At 42.8% G+C, this 18,209-nt stretch carries 11 protein-coding genes; 5 read left to right on the top strand and 6 right to left on the bottom strand.

The features are described from left to right. The first annotated feature begins 265 nt into the window (after positions 1–265). Entirely contained in the window at positions 266–1,789 is a 1,524-nt protein-coding gene (locus BM090_RS07515) for an OmpA family protein (RefSeq protein WP_221405353.1), read from the top strand. Between the two features lie 6 nt (positions 1,790–1,795). Here BM090_RS07515 and BM090_RS07510 read toward each other — a convergent pair whose 3' ends face one another. From BM090_RS07510 to BM090_RS07500, 3 genes are read right to left on the bottom strand one after another with little or no spacing between them, the layout of a single operon-like run. Further along, positions 1,796–2,662, bottom strand: coding sequence for a metal ABC transporter permease (locus BM090_RS07510; RefSeq protein ID WP_091510158.1), 867 nt, complete (start codon positions 2,660–2,662; stop codon positions 1,796–1,798). Between the two features lie 59 nt (positions 2,663–2,721). Beyond that, positions 2,722–3,723: a type II TA system antitoxin MqsA family protein gene (locus BM090_RS07505; RefSeq protein ID WP_091510154.1), complete on the bottom strand. Its 1,002-nt coding sequence runs from the start codon at positions 3,721–3,723 to the stop codon at positions 2,722–2,724. Next, positions 3,683–4,078 (bottom strand): type II toxin-antitoxin system MqsR family toxin, encoded by a 396-nt coding sequence (locus BM090_RS07500; protein WP_091510151.1) that lies wholly within the window; start codon positions 4,076–4,078, stop codon positions 3,683–3,685. Before BM090_RS07500 ends, BM090_RS07505 begins: the two co-directional genes overlap by 41 nt. 289 nt (positions 4,079–4,367) lie before the next feature. Here BM090_RS07500 and BM090_RS07495 point away from each other — a divergent pair, with 289 nt between their 5' ends. From BM090_RS07495 to BM090_RS07485, 3 genes are all read left to right on the top strand, one after another. Further along, positions 4,368–6,620 carry an ATP-dependent helicase gene (locus BM090_RS07495; protein WP_091510147.1) on the top strand — a complete coding sequence of 751 codons (2,253 nt, stop codon included), beginning with the start codon at positions 4,368–4,370 and terminating at the stop codon, positions 6,618–6,620. 120 nt (positions 6,621–6,740) lie between these two features. Then, positions 6,741–7,205, top strand: a complete 465-nt coding sequence (locus BM090_RS07490) for a hypothetical protein (protein ID WP_091510144.1) — start codon at positions 6,741–6,743, stop codon at positions 7,203–7,205. Between the two features lie 346 nt (positions 7,206–7,551). Then, entirely contained in the window at positions 7,552–10,605 is a 3,054-nt protein-coding gene (locus BM090_RS07485) for a BspA family leucine-rich repeat surface protein (RefSeq protein WP_091510139.1), read from the top strand. Positions 10,606–10,678: 73 nt separating this feature from the next. On the opposite strand, the gene BM090_RS07480 is transcribed toward BM090_RS07485, so the two are convergent. Next, a complete protein-coding gene (locus tag BM090_RS07480; protein WP_091510137.1) occupies positions 10,679–11,977 on the bottom strand; it encodes a metallophosphoesterase in 1,299 nt (432 codons plus the stop codon). 433 nt (positions 11,978–12,410) lie between these two features. Between BM090_RS07480 and BM090_RS07475 the strand changes: the two genes are divergently transcribed. After that, a complete protein-coding gene (locus BM090_RS07475) occupies positions 12,411–13,688 on the top strand; it encodes an anthranilate synthase component I family protein (RefSeq protein ID WP_245756694.1) in 1,278 nt (425 codons plus the stop codon). 426 nt (positions 13,689–14,114) lie between these two features. On the opposite strand, the gene BM090_RS07470 is transcribed toward BM090_RS07475, so the two are convergent. Both BM090_RS07470 and BM090_RS07465 read right to left on the bottom strand, forming a co-directional pair. Then, entirely contained in the window at positions 14,115–15,425 is a 1,311-nt protein-coding gene (locus tag BM090_RS07470; protein WP_091510133.1) for a hemolysin family protein, read from the bottom strand. Positions 15,426–15,591: 166 nt separating this feature from the next. After that, complete coding sequence (locus BM090_RS07465) at positions 15,592–18,201, bottom strand: MGH1-like glycoside hydrolase domain-containing protein (protein WP_091510129.1); 2,610 nt, start codon at positions 18,199–18,201, stop codon at positions 15,592–15,594. Positions 18,202–18,209 lie beyond the last annotated feature (8 nt).

Raw genomic sequence — 18,209 nt, 5'->3', positions numbered from 1 at the left:
TTAAACTTAGTCAACAAAATTAAGCGTATCTTTCAAAAACGCAAATTTTACACCTTTTTTATTTGGTATTTTTTTAATTAACAACTACTTTATTTGGTTTTCAAATATTTTTTATCGAAAAAATGTATATATTTGATAATTATTGGCGTGCTTTTTGCTAATCCATGTTATTATTTATTTTTCATGAAAAAACAGTGATTTTATCTAAAAAAAGGCAATCATTCAAACACATACTATTAGCTAGATCCATATGAAAATAAAAACATTGCTCTGTTTTTTTATTTTAATAACAATACATTCCTATTCTCAAAGAGTTGAGTTATTATCGAATAAAATCAACACTTCCTATCCAGAACTTACTCCTTGCATCAGTCCCGACGATAATACACTATTTTTTTCCCGAACCCACCACCCCGACAATATTGCCACAGGCGAAACCGACATGGACATTTGGTTTTCGACCAAAAATGCACAAGGCACTTGGACGAAAGCAAAGCACGCCGCCGCACCCCTCAACGACGAATGGGCAAACAGCGTGCAGGCTGTATTTCCGCAAGGCAAACAGATTTTGGTCAGAGGCGCGTATCAAAATGGGAAATATATTGGTGTAGGTTGGTCAGTAGCCAAACGCACCCCCGACGGCTGGGGTGTCACCGAAATGCTCCAAATTCCTGATTACACCCATTTGCAACGCGGCCAACATAGTTCGGCTTCACTGTCGGCAGACGGCACTATATTAGTAATGGGTTTTAGTGAAAAAGCGGGCGCGGGCGCGGGCGACGCTGATTTGTATGTAACTTTCAAAGACACTACGGGGCATTGGACAAAACCCATCAGCTTGGGAGAAGACATTAATACGCCTGATTTTGTGGAAGATACGCCCTTTTTGGCCGCCGACGAACAGACGTTGTATTTTGCCAGCAACCGCCCCAACGGTTTCGGGCAACTGGATATTTACATGAGCCAACGCAAAGACAACACGTGGCAGCACTGGAGCAAACCCCAAAATTTAGGCAAGCGCATCAACTCGGCGGCCAGCGAATTATTTTTTTCGATGCCAACCACCACCACCGACTACGCGTATATGTCCGTGTACCGCCCAGACGAAGGCCACACCAGCGACATTGTGCAAGTTTGGCTACCCGATTGGGCAAAACCTACCGCCGTGCTGACCGTTTCGGGCAAGGTGCTCAACTCCCAAACCAAAGAATCTGTAGCAGCGCAAATTTTTTACCAAATTTTGCCCGATGGCTCTCACATACAAGTACCTGCGGCGGCGGACGGCTCTTATAACATTGCGATGGCTTATGGCTACGAATATGCGATTTGGGCACAAAAGCCAAATTTTTGGGCTTCGTCGGCGCATTTGGATTTGACTAAAGTAGAAATGCGCAGCCATTCTTTTATTGAAAAAAATCTGGAACTCACGCCATTGCAAAAAGGCAGCGATTTGACTATTGACAATTTATTTTTTGAGGTAAATAAATCTGATATTTTGCCAAGTTCTTTGCCAGCACTGGAGCGTTTGGCCGCGCTGTTTCGCACTAATTCAGCTATTCATATAGAAATAATTGGACATACAGACAGTACAGGAAATGTATCCGATAATTTAATTTTGGCGGATAAAAGAGCCAAAGCCGTTGCAGATTTTTTAATCCAACAAAAACAAATTCCTGCCGAAAAAGTAGCCGCACGCGGTGCGGGCAGCAGCCAACCCATCGCGCCAAACAGCACAGAAGAAGGCCGAGCCAAAAACAGGCGTGTAAATTTTGTTATTAGAAAATTGTAAAATGAATTAGGCCACTTGCGCTTGGGTTGCCTGTTGGCGTTGTAGTTTGCTCAGGCCAAAAGCCGCCACAAAACACAGCCCAGCCACCACCGACATCGCCCCCGCAATAGAGCCATCTATCCAAACGGCCAAGTAGTAACCGCCAACCGCCGAAACCACCCCAAAAAAAGCAGCCAACCAAAGCATTTTGGGCAAACTTTCGGTAAGCAAATAAGCACTTGCCGCAGGCACGACCAGCAAAGCCACCACCAGAATCGCCCCGACCGCTTCAAACGCTACCACCGTCGTCAGCGAAACCGCCCCCATCAAAAGATAATGCCAAAGTGTAGCCGAAATGCCCATCGCCACAGCGTACGCAGGGTCAAAAGTGGTGATAAACAATTGTTTGTAGAAAAAATAAACAAAAGCAATAATCAAAGCCAGCAGCCCAGCCATCACCCAAACCACACGCGGCCCCATGTGCGTCTGGGGATCGAGCCACCACAAATCCAGCGGGATATACGCGATTTCGCCGTACAGGACGCAGTCTTGATCCAAATCAATTTGTCCCGCAAAAACCGAAATCAGGATAACCCCCGCCGCAAAAAGCCACGTAAACGTAACGCCAATGGCAGCATCGGTTTGTAGTTTGGCTGTGTTATGAAAAAATTCTATCAGAAACGTACTGAAAATTCCGATAAGTCCCGCACCCAACAGCATCGTGATAGAATCGCGGTGGCCAGAAAGCAAAAAAGCCGCCACAATGCCTGGCAAAATCGCGTGAGAAATAGCATCGCCAATCATGGCCATACGGCGCAACACCAAAAAGCAGCCCAACAGCGCACACGATACGGCCACCAAAGAACCCGCCAACATGATGTAAAATGCTTCCATTTGTATTGAATATCAAATATTTATATAAACAACAAAATAGCTGTATGTTGCGAAGATAGTTAAATTTCTGAAAGCTCAAAGGCGTACTCATAGCTAATAATATCTTTGTTTTTTATATTATTAATCCATGCTTTTTCTTTATGACTAAACTCTATAATTTCGTTAGTTTTTGTGGATTTAAAAAATGACGCAACTTTTTCCAAGACATTTAACTCTTCTTCTGAGAATAAATCTGCATTAAATTTTCTATCCTTTCTACAACTAAATTGCTCGCCAACATATCCTTGATTAAACTGAACATAAGAAATATCAAGGTATCCATTAGTGGTTAAGTATTCAAATATACTTTGAAAGTTATAAGGAACTGGCCCCATCTCTCTCGCTTTGTATCTTATACCACTAATCGAAAAGCATGTTTGTTTGAACATTAAAAAATCTGCATAAAATAAGAGCTTGTTCATCTTTGTTTTAAATGGCTGAGTCTTATCCGCAAAATAAATCACCATCTCTGCAAACTTATTAAGATTAGGATTTTTATATCCAGAATAAATATCGGCTAAATGCTCTCCGAGCAGATAGTTTTTAAGACTGGCAAAACTTTCTCTATTCTGATATTCAAGCAAAGACAACGCTTTATTGATATATTTTTCTTTTTGTTTGTCATCGAATGTATCACATAATTTTAGCATAGAAATAAACTGTTCTGGCTCATTCACCACTTGTATCAATCTTGCATTGGCGGAACTTGGTATCTCACCTGCTTCATATTGCCTGTATGTGTTTACTCCAAACCCTAAGATTTCAGACATTTTAGTTGCCGAAACACCATATTTTTCTCTGATTTTTTTTATTTCTTCAGGAAATGGAATATTATGTTTGTCTCTATACTGATTGTATACTTGACTTATATTCAAATTATCTAATGCCGTGGTTGTGAATGTTTCTCCACTGTCTTCACATTTATAATAATGGAAAATAACCTCAAAGGTTTCTTTCCTGAAATTCATTGACTTTTTCTCCTTAATCAATGTCATTTCTTTGCCTGTGATTGGACTTTTCATTGTGCTTATTGGTTTTAAAAGGATAAGACATTTTATGCTCAGCTATATGAAATGAAATACAGATTACTGGGTTATTGGTCTGTCCCATAGTAATCTTAATATAAATTTCTTTCTTTTTTAGCAAGTAGCCAAATACCCACATATCAGCCCCATTATACAATATTTCTGGCTTTGGGCCCTCGCTATAATCTTTAGCTTGTAATGCTTTTAGTATTTCTATTCGTTTATTAGGTGTAATTTCTAAGGCTAATAACGTATTAGTGTTCTTCTCCCTATTAATAAATAACACTTCATAAATCTTCATCTTTTCTTTAAATTCTCTCAAAAAACAATTAACATCTTCTTCTGTCACCATTCTCTTTTCTTTGATTAACTGTACACAAAGGTAGAATGCTTTAAAATAAAAAACAACTATACAATTTTAAATATAGCAACAATACAGTTATAATAAAACTATAAAGTTGATTTTAGCAAATCAAATTATTGGTTAATTTATTAACTATACAGCTTGCTTTCCAGATGTAATGAACACTTCTAACCATTATTGCGTTTATATTTCCTAATTTTGCCAAACCGTTTTCGGGCGGGTTGCCTTGGATTCAAGCAACTATTTTCAATTCATCAAAATAAACAACAAATCCGCTATGAGCGATTTTTTGGACGGACTCAACGAGGCACAAAGCGAAGCCGTAGTCAATACCGAAGGCCCTACCATGATTATTGCGGGAGCTGGGTCGGGCAAAACCCGCGTACTGACCTATCGCATTGCGCATCTGATAGCTAAAGGTGTAGAACCTTTCCATATTTTAGCCCTTACTTTTACCAACAAGGCCGCCAGCGAAATGCGCCAACGCATCGAAAAAGTAGTTGGCACGGAGGCGCGTAATATTTGGATGGGAACGTTTCACTCGGTTTTTTCCAAAATTCTGCGCATCGAAGCCGACAAAATCAATTACCCTTCCGATTTTACGATTTACGACTCGGAAGACTCTAAATCTTTGCTCAAAAGCATTGTCAAAGAGCTGCATTTGGACGATAAAGTTTACAAGCCGTCTATGGTGTTGGCGCGAATTTCGGCAGCCAAAAACCGTTTGGTTTCTGTAAACGAATATTTGAGCAATCCCATTTACAAAGAAGATGACATCGCCTCTGGGCGGCCAGAAATGGGACGTATTTATAAAATCTATGCCGAACGTTGCTTTAAAGCGGGTGCAATGGATTTTGACGATTTACTTTTCAATACAAACGTACTGTTTCGCAATCACTTAGACGTGCTGAATAAATATCAACAAAAGTTTCAGTACGTGATGGTGGACGAGTACCAAGACACGAACGTTTCGCAATATTTGATTACCAAAAAACTGGCGGCAGTCCATCAGAATATTTGTGTGGTAGGCGACGACGCGCAAAGTATTTATGCGTTTCGGGGGGCTGATATTCAGAACATTCTCAATTTCGAGAACGATTATCCCGACCTCAAAATTTTTAGGTTGGAACAAAATTATCGTTCTACGCAAACCATCGTAGAAGCAGCCAATTCCATTATCAAACACAATACCAAGCAGTTGCGCAAAAACGTGTGGACGAGCAATCCCGAAGGCACGAAAATTGACGTAATCAAGGCCAGTTCGGATACGGAAGAAGGCAAGCTCATCGCCAACGCTATTTTTGAAGAAAAAGCACAACACAACCTTCGCAACCGCGATTTTGCGATTTTGTACCGCACCAATGCCCAATCCCGTTCGATGGAAGAGGCTTTGCGCCGCTTGAATATCAAATACCGCATTGTGGGTGGTTTGTCTTTCTATCAACGCAAAGAAATTAAAGACCTGATTGCGTATTTGCGCCTGATTATCAACCACAACGACGAAGAAGCTCTCAAACGCGTCATTAATTTGCCCAAACGCGGCATCGGCGACACGACGCTGGCCAAACTCATCGTCATTGCCAACGAAAACGACGTTACACTTTGGACGGTGCTGAGCGAAGTGGATAAAGTATTGCAAGGCCGTACGGCCTCAGCCATACAAGGTTTTGTGGATTTGATAAAAGCTTTCCGCATTTCGGCAGAAGCCCGCGACGCTTACGAAGTGGCCGCACAAGTAGCCAAAGAATCTGGAATGTTACGCGAATTATACGAAGACAAAACCGTAGAAGGGCTTTCGCGTTACGAAAACGTACAAGAATTGCTCAACGCCATCAAGGAATTTACGGCCAATCCAGAGCGCGAAGACACACGTTTGGGTTCATTTTTGCAGGAAGTGGCCTTAATTACGGACGCAGACACGGACAACGACGAAGACAAAGACCGCGTAACGCTCATGACGATTCACTCGGCTAAAGGACTGGAGTTCAAGAATGTATATGTGGTGGGCATGGAAGAAGGTTTGTTTCCGTCCAGTATGATGATAGGCAGCCGCCAAGATTTGGAGGAAGAACGCCGTTTGTTTTATGTGGCCGTAACACGTGCCGAACACAAACTTACGTTGTCGTTTGCCACGTCGCGTTATCGCTACGGGAATTTGCAGTCCTGCGAGCCAAGTCGTTTTTTGGAAGAAATAGACCGTCAATATCTCAAAATTCAGCAACGCAGCTTGCCGACGAGTTTAGACCGCACGGCCTCCAGTCGCAACCTGAGCAGCGTGCGCGGTGGCGTTACCAAAATCGCAACTAACCCCGTGAGCCGCCCTGCGGCTTATGTGCCGTCGGAGAATTTTGTGCCGTCGGATTTGAGACGTTTGCGCGACGGAATGCGCGTAGAGCATCAAAAATTTGGGTTTGGGACGGTCAAAACCGTGGACATGGCCAGCCCCGACAAAAAAGCCTTAGTGCATTTTGATTTGCTCGGCGACAAAACCTTGCTGTTGAGTTTTGCCAAACTCATGATTATTGAATAAATTCTTTCTGAAAAATAAAGTCCAAAATCAGAGTTTTTTGTAGCTTTGCAGCCTTATTTTGGACTTTAATGCCCAAAAGGATACCTCTCCAAATTGATTTACTCTATAATACAATAGACAATGGAAAACCCACATATCGAACTGAAAAAGAAGTTGTTGGCCGAATGCTTCAAGATGCAACGCGACATTGTGAACAATGCCCGTAACGCCATGCTCGACGCGCAAGAAAGTGCCAACGAACACGACGATAACACCGAAGAAAAATTGTTCGATTCGTACCGCGAGGAAATGCAAAACAAACGCGATATGTTCGCCAAACAATACGAAAAGTCATTGGAAGAATTGGCTTTGCTCAACAAAGTGGACCCGCAAAAAGAATACGATACGGCCTCTTTCGGTACGGTGATTATCACGGAAGCGCAATCGCTTTTTATTTCGATTAGCTTAGGCCAAATCAAAATAGATGGCAAAGTATATTTCGCGATTTCGCCGTCTGCGCCACTTTTCAAGGCCGTAAACGGAATGCGCAAAGGCGAATCTTTTTCGTTTCGCGACAAACCCGTAAAAGTTCTGGACGTGTTTTAATGCCCTGAACATATTTTTTAGAAAACGCCAAACCCGCAGTAGGATTCTAACATCTTGCTGCGGGTTTGGTGTTTTTTTGTGGGTAAAGGCCACAGCACTCCGAACAAAAACACTTCGTAAGGCAGCCCCAAAAGTAGCATAACTTCACATTAGTTTTCATGATTTTTTGCTAAAAAAGGTGCATTATTTGCCTCTATTGGTAATTACATTACAAAATCTCTCTTTATTTTTATCAGAAAAAAGTCAATTAAAATTTGGTATTATTCTGTATTTAGAATAAAAACACAATAATCTATTCTATATTTGTACGTTTTTTTGACAACAAAACATAGAAACCTTACGCAATATGAAAAACACCTACAAATTAATCGTTTTTGTAGTAATGCTCTGCCTTTGGCAAACGGCGGCAACCGCCCAAAACTTTATTACGAAATGGAACTTAGCCACGGCGGGTTCTGGCACTACGCAACTGAGCATAGGCACTGTCACCAGCGGCACAGTAAACTATACTTGGCAAGAACTTTCCCCCGGTACGGCTTCGGGTAGCGGCTCATGGAGTGGTGCTACACTTACCATCACAGGGCTGCCCACAGGCGCAACTATTCAGCTTGAGATAGCTCCCACCAACTTTCAACGAATTAATATAAGCTACGGCACAGACCGCAATAGGCTACTGGAGGTAGCACAATGGGGCGGCGTGGCTTGGACAAGTATGCAGACTGCATTTTATGGCTGTGCCAATATGCAAGTAACGGCTATCGACGTGCCTAATTTGGGGGGAGTTATGAACATGAGTTATATGTTTGCGAACTGTACCAATCTAAATTCGCCCAGCAATATAGGCACATGGAATACAAGTAATATAACTAATATGTCATATATGTTTCAAAATGCCACGGTTTTTAACCAAAATATTAGCAATTGGAATACAAGTAATGTTACCAATATGTCATATATGTTTTATAATGCTACTGCTTTCAACCAAAATATTAGCAATTGGAATACAAGTAATGTTACCAATATGTCATATATGTTTTATAATGCTACTGCTTTCAACCAAAATATTGGAAACTGGAATACAAGCAATGTTACCAATATGTCATATATGTTTTATAATGCTACTGCTTTTAACCAAAATATTGGTGCTTGGAATACCACTAATGTTACTAATATGAGTAGTATGTTTGTAAATGCTACTGCTTTCAACCAAAATATTGGTGCTTGGAATACCACTAATGTTACTAATATGAATAGTATGTTTCAAAATGCAACAGCCTTCAATCAAGATATTGGAAATTGGAATACAAGTAATACTATCAATACGTATGGTATGTTTTATAATGCTACTGCTTTTAACCAAAATATTGGAAATTGGAATACAAATAATGTTACCATTATGTCATATATGTTTCGAAATGCCACTTCTTTCAATCAAAATATTGGCAATTGGAATACAAGTAATGTTACCATTATGAATAGTATGTTTCAAAACGCAACAGCTTTCAACCAAAATATTGGAAATTGGAATACAAGTAATGTTACCAATATGAATAGTATGTTTTATAATGCTACTGCTTTTAACCAAGACATAGGCACTTGGAATACAAGTAATGTTACCGAAATAGGTGGTATGTTTTATAATGCTACTGCTTTTAACCAAAATATTGGAAATTGGAATACCACCAATGTTAAAAATATGGGTGGTATGTTTTCTAATGCTGACGCGTTTAATCAAAATATTGGTGCTTGGAATACAGCCAATGTTACCAATATGAGTAGTATGTTTCTATATGCTATGGCTTTTAACCAAAATATTGGAAATTGGAATACAAGCAATGTTAGCAATATGTCATATATGTTTCAAAATGCTAAAGCTTTCAATCAAAATATTGGGGCGTGGAATACTGCTAATGTTACCGATATGTCATATATGTTTCAAAACGCCAATATCTTTAATCAAGATATTGGGAATTGGAATATAAGCAAGGTTACCAATATGTCTGGTATGTTTTGGAATGCCACCTCTTTTAATCAAAATATAGGGGCATGGACATTCAACACTGCTGTAAACATGAATAATATGCTGGATAACTGTGGTATGAATTGTAGTAATTATTCGGCTACACTCATAGGCTGGAATAGCAATCCACTTCCGCCCACAACCCGAATTTTGGGGGCAATGAATCGCAGGTATAGCACCAATGCAGCGGCAGCTCGTGCCAATTTGGTATTGGCTACGGCTTCGGGTGGCAAAGGTTGGACTATTATAGGAGATGCCGCTTATACTACTACGCCTGCATTAGTGGCCAGCAGCCAAGCCATTACCGCCACGCAGTCTTGCGAATCGGCCATTTACACCAACCCTTCTGTTTCTACCCAAAAACTCATTGGCCTTAATGCCAATGGCAATGCCAGTTTCGCGCCTACGTCCGTAGTCCTCAACAATCAAGGCAACCTAACGGGCGGTTCTGGTACGTTCTCGGCGGCTGGTTCGGGCTATTATCAAAGTACAGATGCCAGCAATACGTTGCGCGTAAGCAAACGCCTACATACGGTTGTGGCAACAGGTAGCCACACCACCAACGGCGGCGTAATCGTGCGCGTGTATTACAATCCCACCGAAAACAATAATATGACCGCTACAGCTTGGCCAATCAGCAGCCCGTCGGTTACGTCGGGGTGGTTCAAACATTCGGGCAGTTCGGCGCAAGACGTACTCAACGATATGGCACCTACTGGCCTTAGCAACGTGGAATTTATCACCCCAACCGCCACAGGCACGGAGTCGGGCGTTAGTTACGTGGAATTTACGGTCACCAGTTTTAGTACCTTTGGTTATTACAGCCAAGCTACTACCATTTTGCCCATCAAGCTCATTTCATTTAAAGCTGACTGTCAGCAAGATAACGTAACACTTCGTTGGGCTACGGCTTCCGAAACGAACAACGAATCTTTTGCCATTGAGCGCAGCACAGATGCTAAAAATTGGGAAGTAGTCGGTACGCTAAAAGGCTACGGCAATTCCAACGAAAGGCAGCAATATGCTTTTGTAGATAAAAATCCGCTTTCCGAAACGGCCTATTATCGCTTAAAGCAAACAGATTTTGATGGAAAATACAGCTATTCGCCAACGGCTATGAGCAATTGCGGCGGCAAGGGTGCAGACGTTTTTGAGGTGTACCCCAACCCTTCGACGAATGGAATTTTCCATGTAAACAGCACCGCCACCAATGGCCGCATTTTGGTAACGGACGCATTGGGCAAAATGATTTTGGAAACGAGCACCACCAACGAAGCAAACACCAAACTGGATTTGTCGGGCTATGGCAGCGGAATTTATTTGGTAAGGCTCATTTCCGACGGCGGCACGCAAACCCAAAAAGTGAGTATCAGCCAATAATTGATTATCACCTATAAACAAAAAACGCAACTCTTACGAGCTGCGTTTTTTGTTTATATCACTACTCCAAAACTTAGGCTTTGCAAAGCTCAAATACCGTAATTTCGGGCAAAATGCCAATGCGACCAGGAAAACCCAAGTAGCCAAAACCTCTGTTCACGTACAAATGTTGGTTGCCTTCCGTGTAAAGCCCTGCCCATTGTTTGTACATATATTGCACAGGCGACCACTTGAAAAACTCCGTTTCGATGCCAAACTGCATACCGTGCGTGTGGCCTGCCATCATCAAATCAATGTCCTTGAACTCCTTGCGAACCTGCGCGTCCCAGTGGCTGGGGTCGTGCGATAACAAAAGTTTTACGGGAGCTTCCTCCGTGCCTGCGTGCGCTTTGTGTAAGTTGCCGTATTTCGGAAAATTACCTTTTGCACCCCAGTTCTGAATCCCAATCACGGCGAGTTTTTCTTTATTTTGTTCCAAGAAAATATGTTCGTCGTTGAGCAAATGCCAGCCCATGAGCTTATGCGCGTGCATGAGGTCTTGCAGGTTGCGGCGTTTGGCCTCTGCGCTGTCCCATGCCACATAATCCGAATAATCGTGGTTACCCAACACCGAATACACGCCCAACGGAGCTTTTACTTTATCAAAAATTCGGATATAATCTTCTACTTCTTTGGCGTAATTGTTCACCAAATCACCCGTAAAAAAGATAACATCAGGCTTTTCGTTCAGGAGCATTTCCACGCCACCTTTTACGGCTGTTTTATTAAAAAAACTACCGCTATGAATGTCCGAAAGTTGCCCCACGCGCAAGCCGTGAAACTCTTTGGGCAGGTTGGGTAAATAAATTTTTTGGCGATGTACGCGATAGTCGTGCGCCCCCGACAAAATGCCGTAACCCATCGTTACCAACGGCATAGCCGAAACCACCGCACCCGTTTTGGCCAAAAATTCGGAACGCGTAATCGTGTTGTCGGTGGCGGCGGGTGTCGCTTCTGCCACGTCCGTGGCAGCTTTGGTTGGTGTGCTTATCCAGCCTTGCACCATCTCGAAAGCGTATTGCGTCACGCGCCAAACGTCGCTGATAGCCGAGAATAAAACCAAGAAAATTTTGGTTAATAAAATACCGAAAAAAGCCGTTGCGACAATGTTACGCGTGATTTCGCTTGCCTGCCCCAGCACACCCACACGCGTAAGCGTAATGAGAGCCAGAAACACAATCAACAAAGCCGACAATACCCAATAGCCACGTTGCACCACCAACCGACCCACGCCAGTCCAATTTTGCACCGCAACTTTGATGGTTTGGTAGGCGTACCAATCCAAAAAAATAACAGAAGCCACTACAAGCAGCAGAATTACAATACGATTCATTTTAAGTGATGATTTAGTAAAATATCCATAATGACATTGCCATGCCGTTTTACAAAGAAATAAAATCGCGTTGAGTCTTGGGTTCATTTTTACCCAAAAACGCAATATCACACGGCGAAAAGCAATGTTATGAGATTTAAACGTAAATAAAATAACGAAAAATGAGCTTGTGTAACAATTGTTACAGAAAAATGAAAGTAAGCAAGCGACCTTAGATTTGTTTTTAGCAAACATCGCACAAATCTTCATCAACAATCTTGCACAAAAGTAAAATACAGAAAATCAGTGTGTTTTTATATGCCATAAATAATTTCTGATTTATTTGTTTTGATAGTAGAAAAACACTCGCTCTCGAAAGTGAGTGTTTTTTTCTTATTTCCCCCAAACCCCAAAAAGGTATATCTTGCGCCTTTCATTATAGCGGAGGTTTATTTTGCAAAACACTTTTACTTTTTCCCTGAACAAAATCCCTGATTTTCAGACAAAGGCCTTGCTATGGGCCCAACACTTTGACCATTTTTCTTGGCTTACCGACAACGATATTCCCTATCCGAACCGCGGCTTTAACAAAATCTTGGCTGTCGGGGCTACCGAAACATTTAGCCCTGCCACACACGGCACTTGCTGGGACAAACTCGCACAATGGCACGGCGGCCAATGGTGCATTGGCTATGTCGGGTACGACCTCAAAAACGAAACCGAAGACTTACACTCCCAAAATTCTGACCTAAAAGGCTGGCCGAATTTCTTTTTCTACAAACCCCAATACCTCTTCCTTTTCGCCGACGACGGCCAAAACGTGCAGATTTTTGCCCCCCAACCCGAACGCATTTTTCAACATATTCTTCTGCAACAAACCCACTTACCCCAAACTTTGCCCGCCCTCCAATGGCAAGCCCAAACCGCCGAGCTAAAATATTTACACACCGTCGAAGCACTCCAACAACACATTTTGGCGGGCGATATTTACGAGATAAATTATTGCATTGAGTTTACGGCACAATCCCCCCAGCCCCTCCAACCGCTGGCCATTTTCCAGCAACTCAACCACCTTTCGCCCATGCCTTTCGCCGCCCTGCATAAGCAACAAAACCGTTGGTTGCTTTGCGCTTCCCCCGAACGCTTCATCAAAAAACAAGGGCAAAATCTCATTTCCCAACCCATCAAAGGCACGGCGGCACGCGGCAAAACCCCCGAACAAGACGAGGCCAACAAACATTTTTTGCGCAATAGCCCAAAGGAACGCGCCGAAAACCTGATGATTGTCGATTTGGTGCGCAACGATTTGGCGCGCAACGCCCTGATTGGCTCTACGCACGTCCCCGAACTCTTCGGCATTTATAGTTTTCGGTTTGTGCATCAAATGATTTCGACCGTGGCGGCCACCTTGCGCCCTGAGGTTTCGTGGGCAAAAGCCTTGGCCGATGCCTTCCCGATGGGCAGCATGACGGGTGCGCCCAAAATCCGAGCCATGCAACTCATCGAGCAGTACGAGGACACCCAACGCGGTTTGTTTTCGGGGGCGGTGGGCTATATCACGCCCGAAGGCGATTTTGATTTTAATGTGGTGATTCGCTCCTTGTTCGCCGACACGCACACCCAACGGCTTAACCTTCAGGTAGGCAGTGCCATTACTTCCGATGCCATCGGCGCGGCAGAATACGCCGAATGTATGCTCAAAGCCAAAGCCATTTTCAGTTTGTTTCAATAAATAGCCTCATCCATTGGTAGATACACACGGCCGTGCGTATCTAATACTATAGATAAAAAGAAATATGCCATGACGCATTTAATTTATTCTATGGGTAAAAAAGAATTATGTCATGACGCATTTAATTTATTCTATGGGTAAAAAGAAATATGTCATGACGCATTTAATTTATTCTATGGGTAAAAAGAAATATGTCATGACGCATTTAATTTATTCTATGGGTAAAAAGAATTATGTCATGACACATTTAATTTATTCTATAGGTAAAAAGAAATATGCCATGACGCATTTAATTTATTCTATGGGTAAAAAGGAATATGCCTTCCGCATTGTCTGTAGATACGCACGGGCTGTACGTATTCTTTTGTATGGCCATAAAAAAAAACACCCACAAACATGGCTGCTTGTGGGTGTCGAGGAACTTGTTTATTCTTCTTTGTCTTCGGGCGGGAGCGTGTCGCGCATTTGCACCAGAATAATATTGCTTTTCGATTTCTTCAAGACTACAAACTCATAATCTTCTACTTCTATCTTCTCGTTTACGTTCGGCAGCCTCCCAAAATGATAAGTCAGCAACCCGCCAATCGTATCATATTCAGGATTTTCCGAAAGTGGTCGGTCTATGTGCTTGTTGATGTCGCTTACGGCAGCATCAGCCAAAATGCGGTAAATAGCCTCGCCCACATTCTCGATAATTGGCGTTTCGTTGTCGTATTCGTCCTGTATTTCGCCTACCAATTCCTCTACAATATCTTCCATCGTGATAATGCCTTCCGTGCCGCCGTATTCGTCCGTTACGATGGCAATGTGCAAATGGTCGCGTTGAAACTGGCGCAATAGCTTGGTTATTTTTTGGTAAGGAGGAATAAAAGTTGCGGGGCGTATTAGCTCAATGATAGGGCGTTTTTCTTCGCGGCGCATCATGGCCAACACGTCTTTCACGTACAAAATACCGATAATATTATCCAACGAATCGCGATACACGGGAATACGTGAATAACCTTCTTCCAACATTTTTTCGATAATGGTCTCGTCTGGCAACGCGGCATTGATGGCCACCACGCGCATACGCGGCACCATTATTTGTTTGGCCATGCGGTCAGAGAAAGCAAAGGCATTTCGGATAATTTCGTAGTTAGCCGTTTCGATAGAGCCACTTTCTTTGCCTTGCTCCACCAAATAGCGCAGCTCTTCGGGGCTGTGATTTTCTTCGCCGTGTATGGGCGTAATCCCAAAAATTTTCAGAACGGTATTGGCTAAGCCATTGAGCATCCAGATAAACGGTTTGAACACAATGTAAAAGCCGCGTAGCGGATAGGCCACAAGCATCGTAATATTTTCGGGACGTTGAATCGCCAAAGACTTAGGCGCAAGCTCCCCAAAAACAATATGTAAAATAGTGATGACGGCAAAAGCAATCGGCACAGCAATTTGATGCGCCAATGCGTCCGTAATATTGAGGCCGAGCAAATGCACGATATTGAGCACCATTTCAGCTACTACACTTTCACCAATCCAGCCTAAGGCCAAACTAGCCAAAGTAATACCAAGTTGAGTTGCAGATAGATACGCGTCGAGATGAGAGAGGATTTGTTTGCTCATAAGGGCGGCACTGCTGCCCGTTTTGGCCATAAGTTCTACTTGCGATGCTCTTACTTTCACGATGGCAAATTCGGCTGCCACGAAAAAGCCATTCAAAAAGACAAGGAAAAGCGTAAAAATGATGTCTAAGACCATTCTTGAAAAAAAGATGTTTAACGGCAAATATCAGAGATTAAATTCTCAATTTCAAATACTTTGGTGGGCAAGCTGCCGAAACACTTTGAAAATTTACATCAAACAATACTAATAAAATATTGTATTGTATTTTAATTGCATTGTTTGATGTAAAAGATAGAATTAATTATTGCGAAACGCGCAAATATTCGATGTGTGCTTCATTAATTTGGCTTTCGTTCATATTGGCATCTGTTAATTGCAACTCCAAACGAAGTGTATGTTGGCCTTCTGTAAGTTTCACGGGAAGTGCGTTGCTAAAGCCTTTGCTTGTCCAATCATTTGAGCCGCGTTGCGGAAATACTGCTGCACCTTGTCGTGCTCCATCTACTAACACCGACCGAATCGCACATTTATTGTCCGTATTGATAGGGCCGTTTCCGTTGGCATAAAAGAAATCAAGCCAATAAATTCCGTCCTTTTCTACTTTAAACTGAATGTCCAAAGCTCCGCCCGCGTATTTCTGTACAAAGAAATTTCGAGCTTCGTAGTTGCTGATGGGTTCGCTCAAAAATGAGTCTGCGCCTTTAGCCACTGCCAAAACTTGATACTCGCCATCGCCGTCAAGATTATAGCTGGTTTGGGTTTGGGTCGCTACTTTTTTCCCGTTAATAAATACCTGATATTCGGTTGCTTCTGGTACGGCAGCCCACACGATTTGTTTGCCATTGCGTAGTACGTGAGGTGTAGCGGGAGAGGTTAGCGGTTTTACAATGTTTTGACTGCCTTTGGGTACGTCCGTATTATCCAACTCAATGACGATGTTGTGCGTACCTTGTAGCGTGTTGTCAAGTTCTGGACGAGGGAGAGATTTTCCGTCCATCGTAATGGTTTTGATTTTTGAACCAAAGCCTTTGACGGTGATATTCAAAGTTGATTTACAGTATTTTAAGCCTTTTAGTGTACGTGTTCCTGCCCATGCTTTAGGTACAATAGGTGCAAAATACAATTGGTCGCTATTAAATCGTAAACCGAAAAATACGCGATAGACTACAGACAAGTTGGCGGCTACGCTCCAGAGTTGGCGGTCAGAGTTGATGGCTGTGCCTAAGTAGTCTCCCGTCGAAGCCACCAAATTTTCTTTGTTGGTCAAAAATAAAGCGGCTTGCCTGTAAATACTGGCGATGCTGTGCTCTACGGCTTTGCCTTGCTTGAGGTCGGCGGCGGCCCACATATAATACGCTTGCACAAATGGCCAAACTGCATCATTGTGGTAGGGCGATTGTTCGGCTACTTGCGGATACATACACGGCACGCCATATTCCATTACGGGCGTGTTTTGGATAATGCTTGCTTGCTTGTCTTGTGGCGCAACGCCCGACAAAATGGCTAGGGCTTCGCCCAAAGCCTCCGAACGTGGCGAAAGGCTCAGATAATTGCGGCCATACAAATATTGTCCGTAATAACCAGTTTTCGGATTCCAGAGATGTGTGTTAATACTGCGCTGAAGGCTATCGGCTATTTTATTGTATTGATTCAAAAGTGTATCACCTTTTTCAAAAGCAATAGAAGCCAATACTTTATAGGTCTGATAGTGAATAATATTGGTACTCAAGCATTGTGACTTGTAAATGTCGCGAGGATCTGCCCATGCAGGATAGCTTTGTTCGCGCCAGTCCATAAACGAGGATTCGCCATAAAACAAACCTGTTTGAGGATTCGCTAGTGTTGCCAAGTCAGCCTTTACAGAATTTTGAATAATACTATATGCCTGCGAAAGCCAAGCCTTATCACCCGTTACTTTGTATATCTCCCAAGCGGCCAAAGCCCAAATCATGCGGTCGGAAGATATTGGCCACGAGCCGCCCGTTCCTGTGTCTTGGATAATGCGCCAGTCAGCAGTAAGCTTTTGCATGAGGCTGCGTTTGGCGGCTTCTGGGTCGGCAATGGCCAGTGCCAAAATGATGCTGTAACTCACATCGCGCGTCCAAACTCCTTCCCATTTTGCACCAGCCATCAGCGCGCCATCTGCCCGAATATTTTGTTGCATTTCTTCCAACGACATATTGTACAGCGCATCCGAAAGCAGTTGTGGCGACTGATATTGCGGGAACTTGCTCAAATCTGCCTTTACCGTGCGCGACGGAATGGGTAGCGGTTTAAGCGGCTTTTCTACTTTATTAAAAACCAATTTGATTTGATAAATGCCATCGCCGTCAGGGTCTTGCAACTGCAAATGTTTTTGTAATTCGGGTTGCCCAAAATCCCAGTTGAGCGGTTGCGCATTGCCTGCTACCCAAACGCCTTTAAAATCGGAAGCTGCTATTTGGCTGCCGTCATGGGTTTGGTAAAATCCTTTTTCTTTGAATGAGGCCAACACGTGACGCATATCCAAACGCAAGGTTAGTTCGGTGTTGGGTTCGAGCACGTCCGAAACCCCCGCAGGAATTACAGCTTTTTGGCTGTCTTTTTCTCCAAAAATATAAACAATGGATTCTACTTTGTTGTTTTTGGGTAAAAGTACCAAATGATGGTCTATGCCAAAACCTTGCTCATTATCAAGGCCATTGATAGCAAATTTGAATGAAATGCGGCGGCTCATTCGGCCTTCAAGCGGGCTTTTATAGTTGGAGTTAAGTTGCAACGGCGAAATAGCCTTCGCCTCATTTTTTTCTTGTACTATTTTGTTTGCGTAAAGCGAAAAATGTTCGGATTGAAAAATTGGTGTACTTTGTTGTGCCATAGCTGCTGTCGGAAAAGCTATTGCCAATGCTATAGACTTTAGTAATTGTTTCATAGAATTTG

The sequence above is a fragment of the Flexibacter flexilis DSM 6793 genome (assembly GCF_900112255.1).
Taxonomy (GTDB): domain Bacteria; phylum Bacteroidota; class Bacteroidia; order Cytophagales; family Flexibacteraceae; genus Flexibacter; species Flexibacter flexilis.
The sequence above is the reverse complement of the archived record's forward strand: the minus strand, read 5'-3'. Positions and strand labels throughout refer to the sequence as shown.

What these genes read in the sequence shown, in the direction of transcription:
- BM090_RS07485 (WP_091510139.1), top strand. Translation starts at nt 7,552, where the DNA reads ATGAAAAACACCTACAAATTAATCGTTTTTGTAGTAATGCTCTGCCTT.
- BM090_RS07500 (WP_091510151.1), bottom strand. Translation starts at nt 4,078, where the DNA reads ATGGTGACAGAAGAAGATGTTAATTGTTTTTTGAGAGAATTTAAAGAA.
- BM090_RS07505 (WP_091510154.1), bottom strand. Translation starts at nt 3,723, where the DNA reads ATGAAAAGTCCAATCACAGGCAAAGAAATGACATTGATTAAGGAGAAA.
- BM090_RS07495 (WP_091510147.1), top strand. Translation starts at nt 4,368, where the DNA reads ATGAGCGATTTTTTGGACGGACTCAACGAGGCACAAAGCGAAGCCGTA.
- BM090_RS07470 (WP_091510133.1), bottom strand. Translation starts at nt 15,425, where the DNA reads ATGGTCTTAGACATCATTTTTACGCTTTTCCTTGTCTTTTTGAATGGC.
- BM090_RS07490 (WP_091510144.1), top strand. Translation starts at nt 6,741, where the DNA reads ATGGAAAACCCACATATCGAACTGAAAAAGAAGTTGTTGGCCGAATGC.
- BM090_RS07480 (WP_091510137.1), bottom strand. Translation starts at nt 11,977, where the DNA reads ATGAATCGTATTGTAATTCTGCTGCTTGTAGTGGCTTCTGTTATTTTT.
- BM090_RS07465 (WP_091510129.1), bottom strand. Translation starts at nt 18,201, where the DNA reads ATGAAACAATTACTAAAGTCTATAGCATTGGCAATAGCTTTTCCGACA.
- BM090_RS07510 (WP_091510158.1), bottom strand. Translation starts at nt 2,662, where the DNA reads ATGGAAGCATTTTACATCATGTTGGCGGGTTCTTTGGTGGCCGTATCG.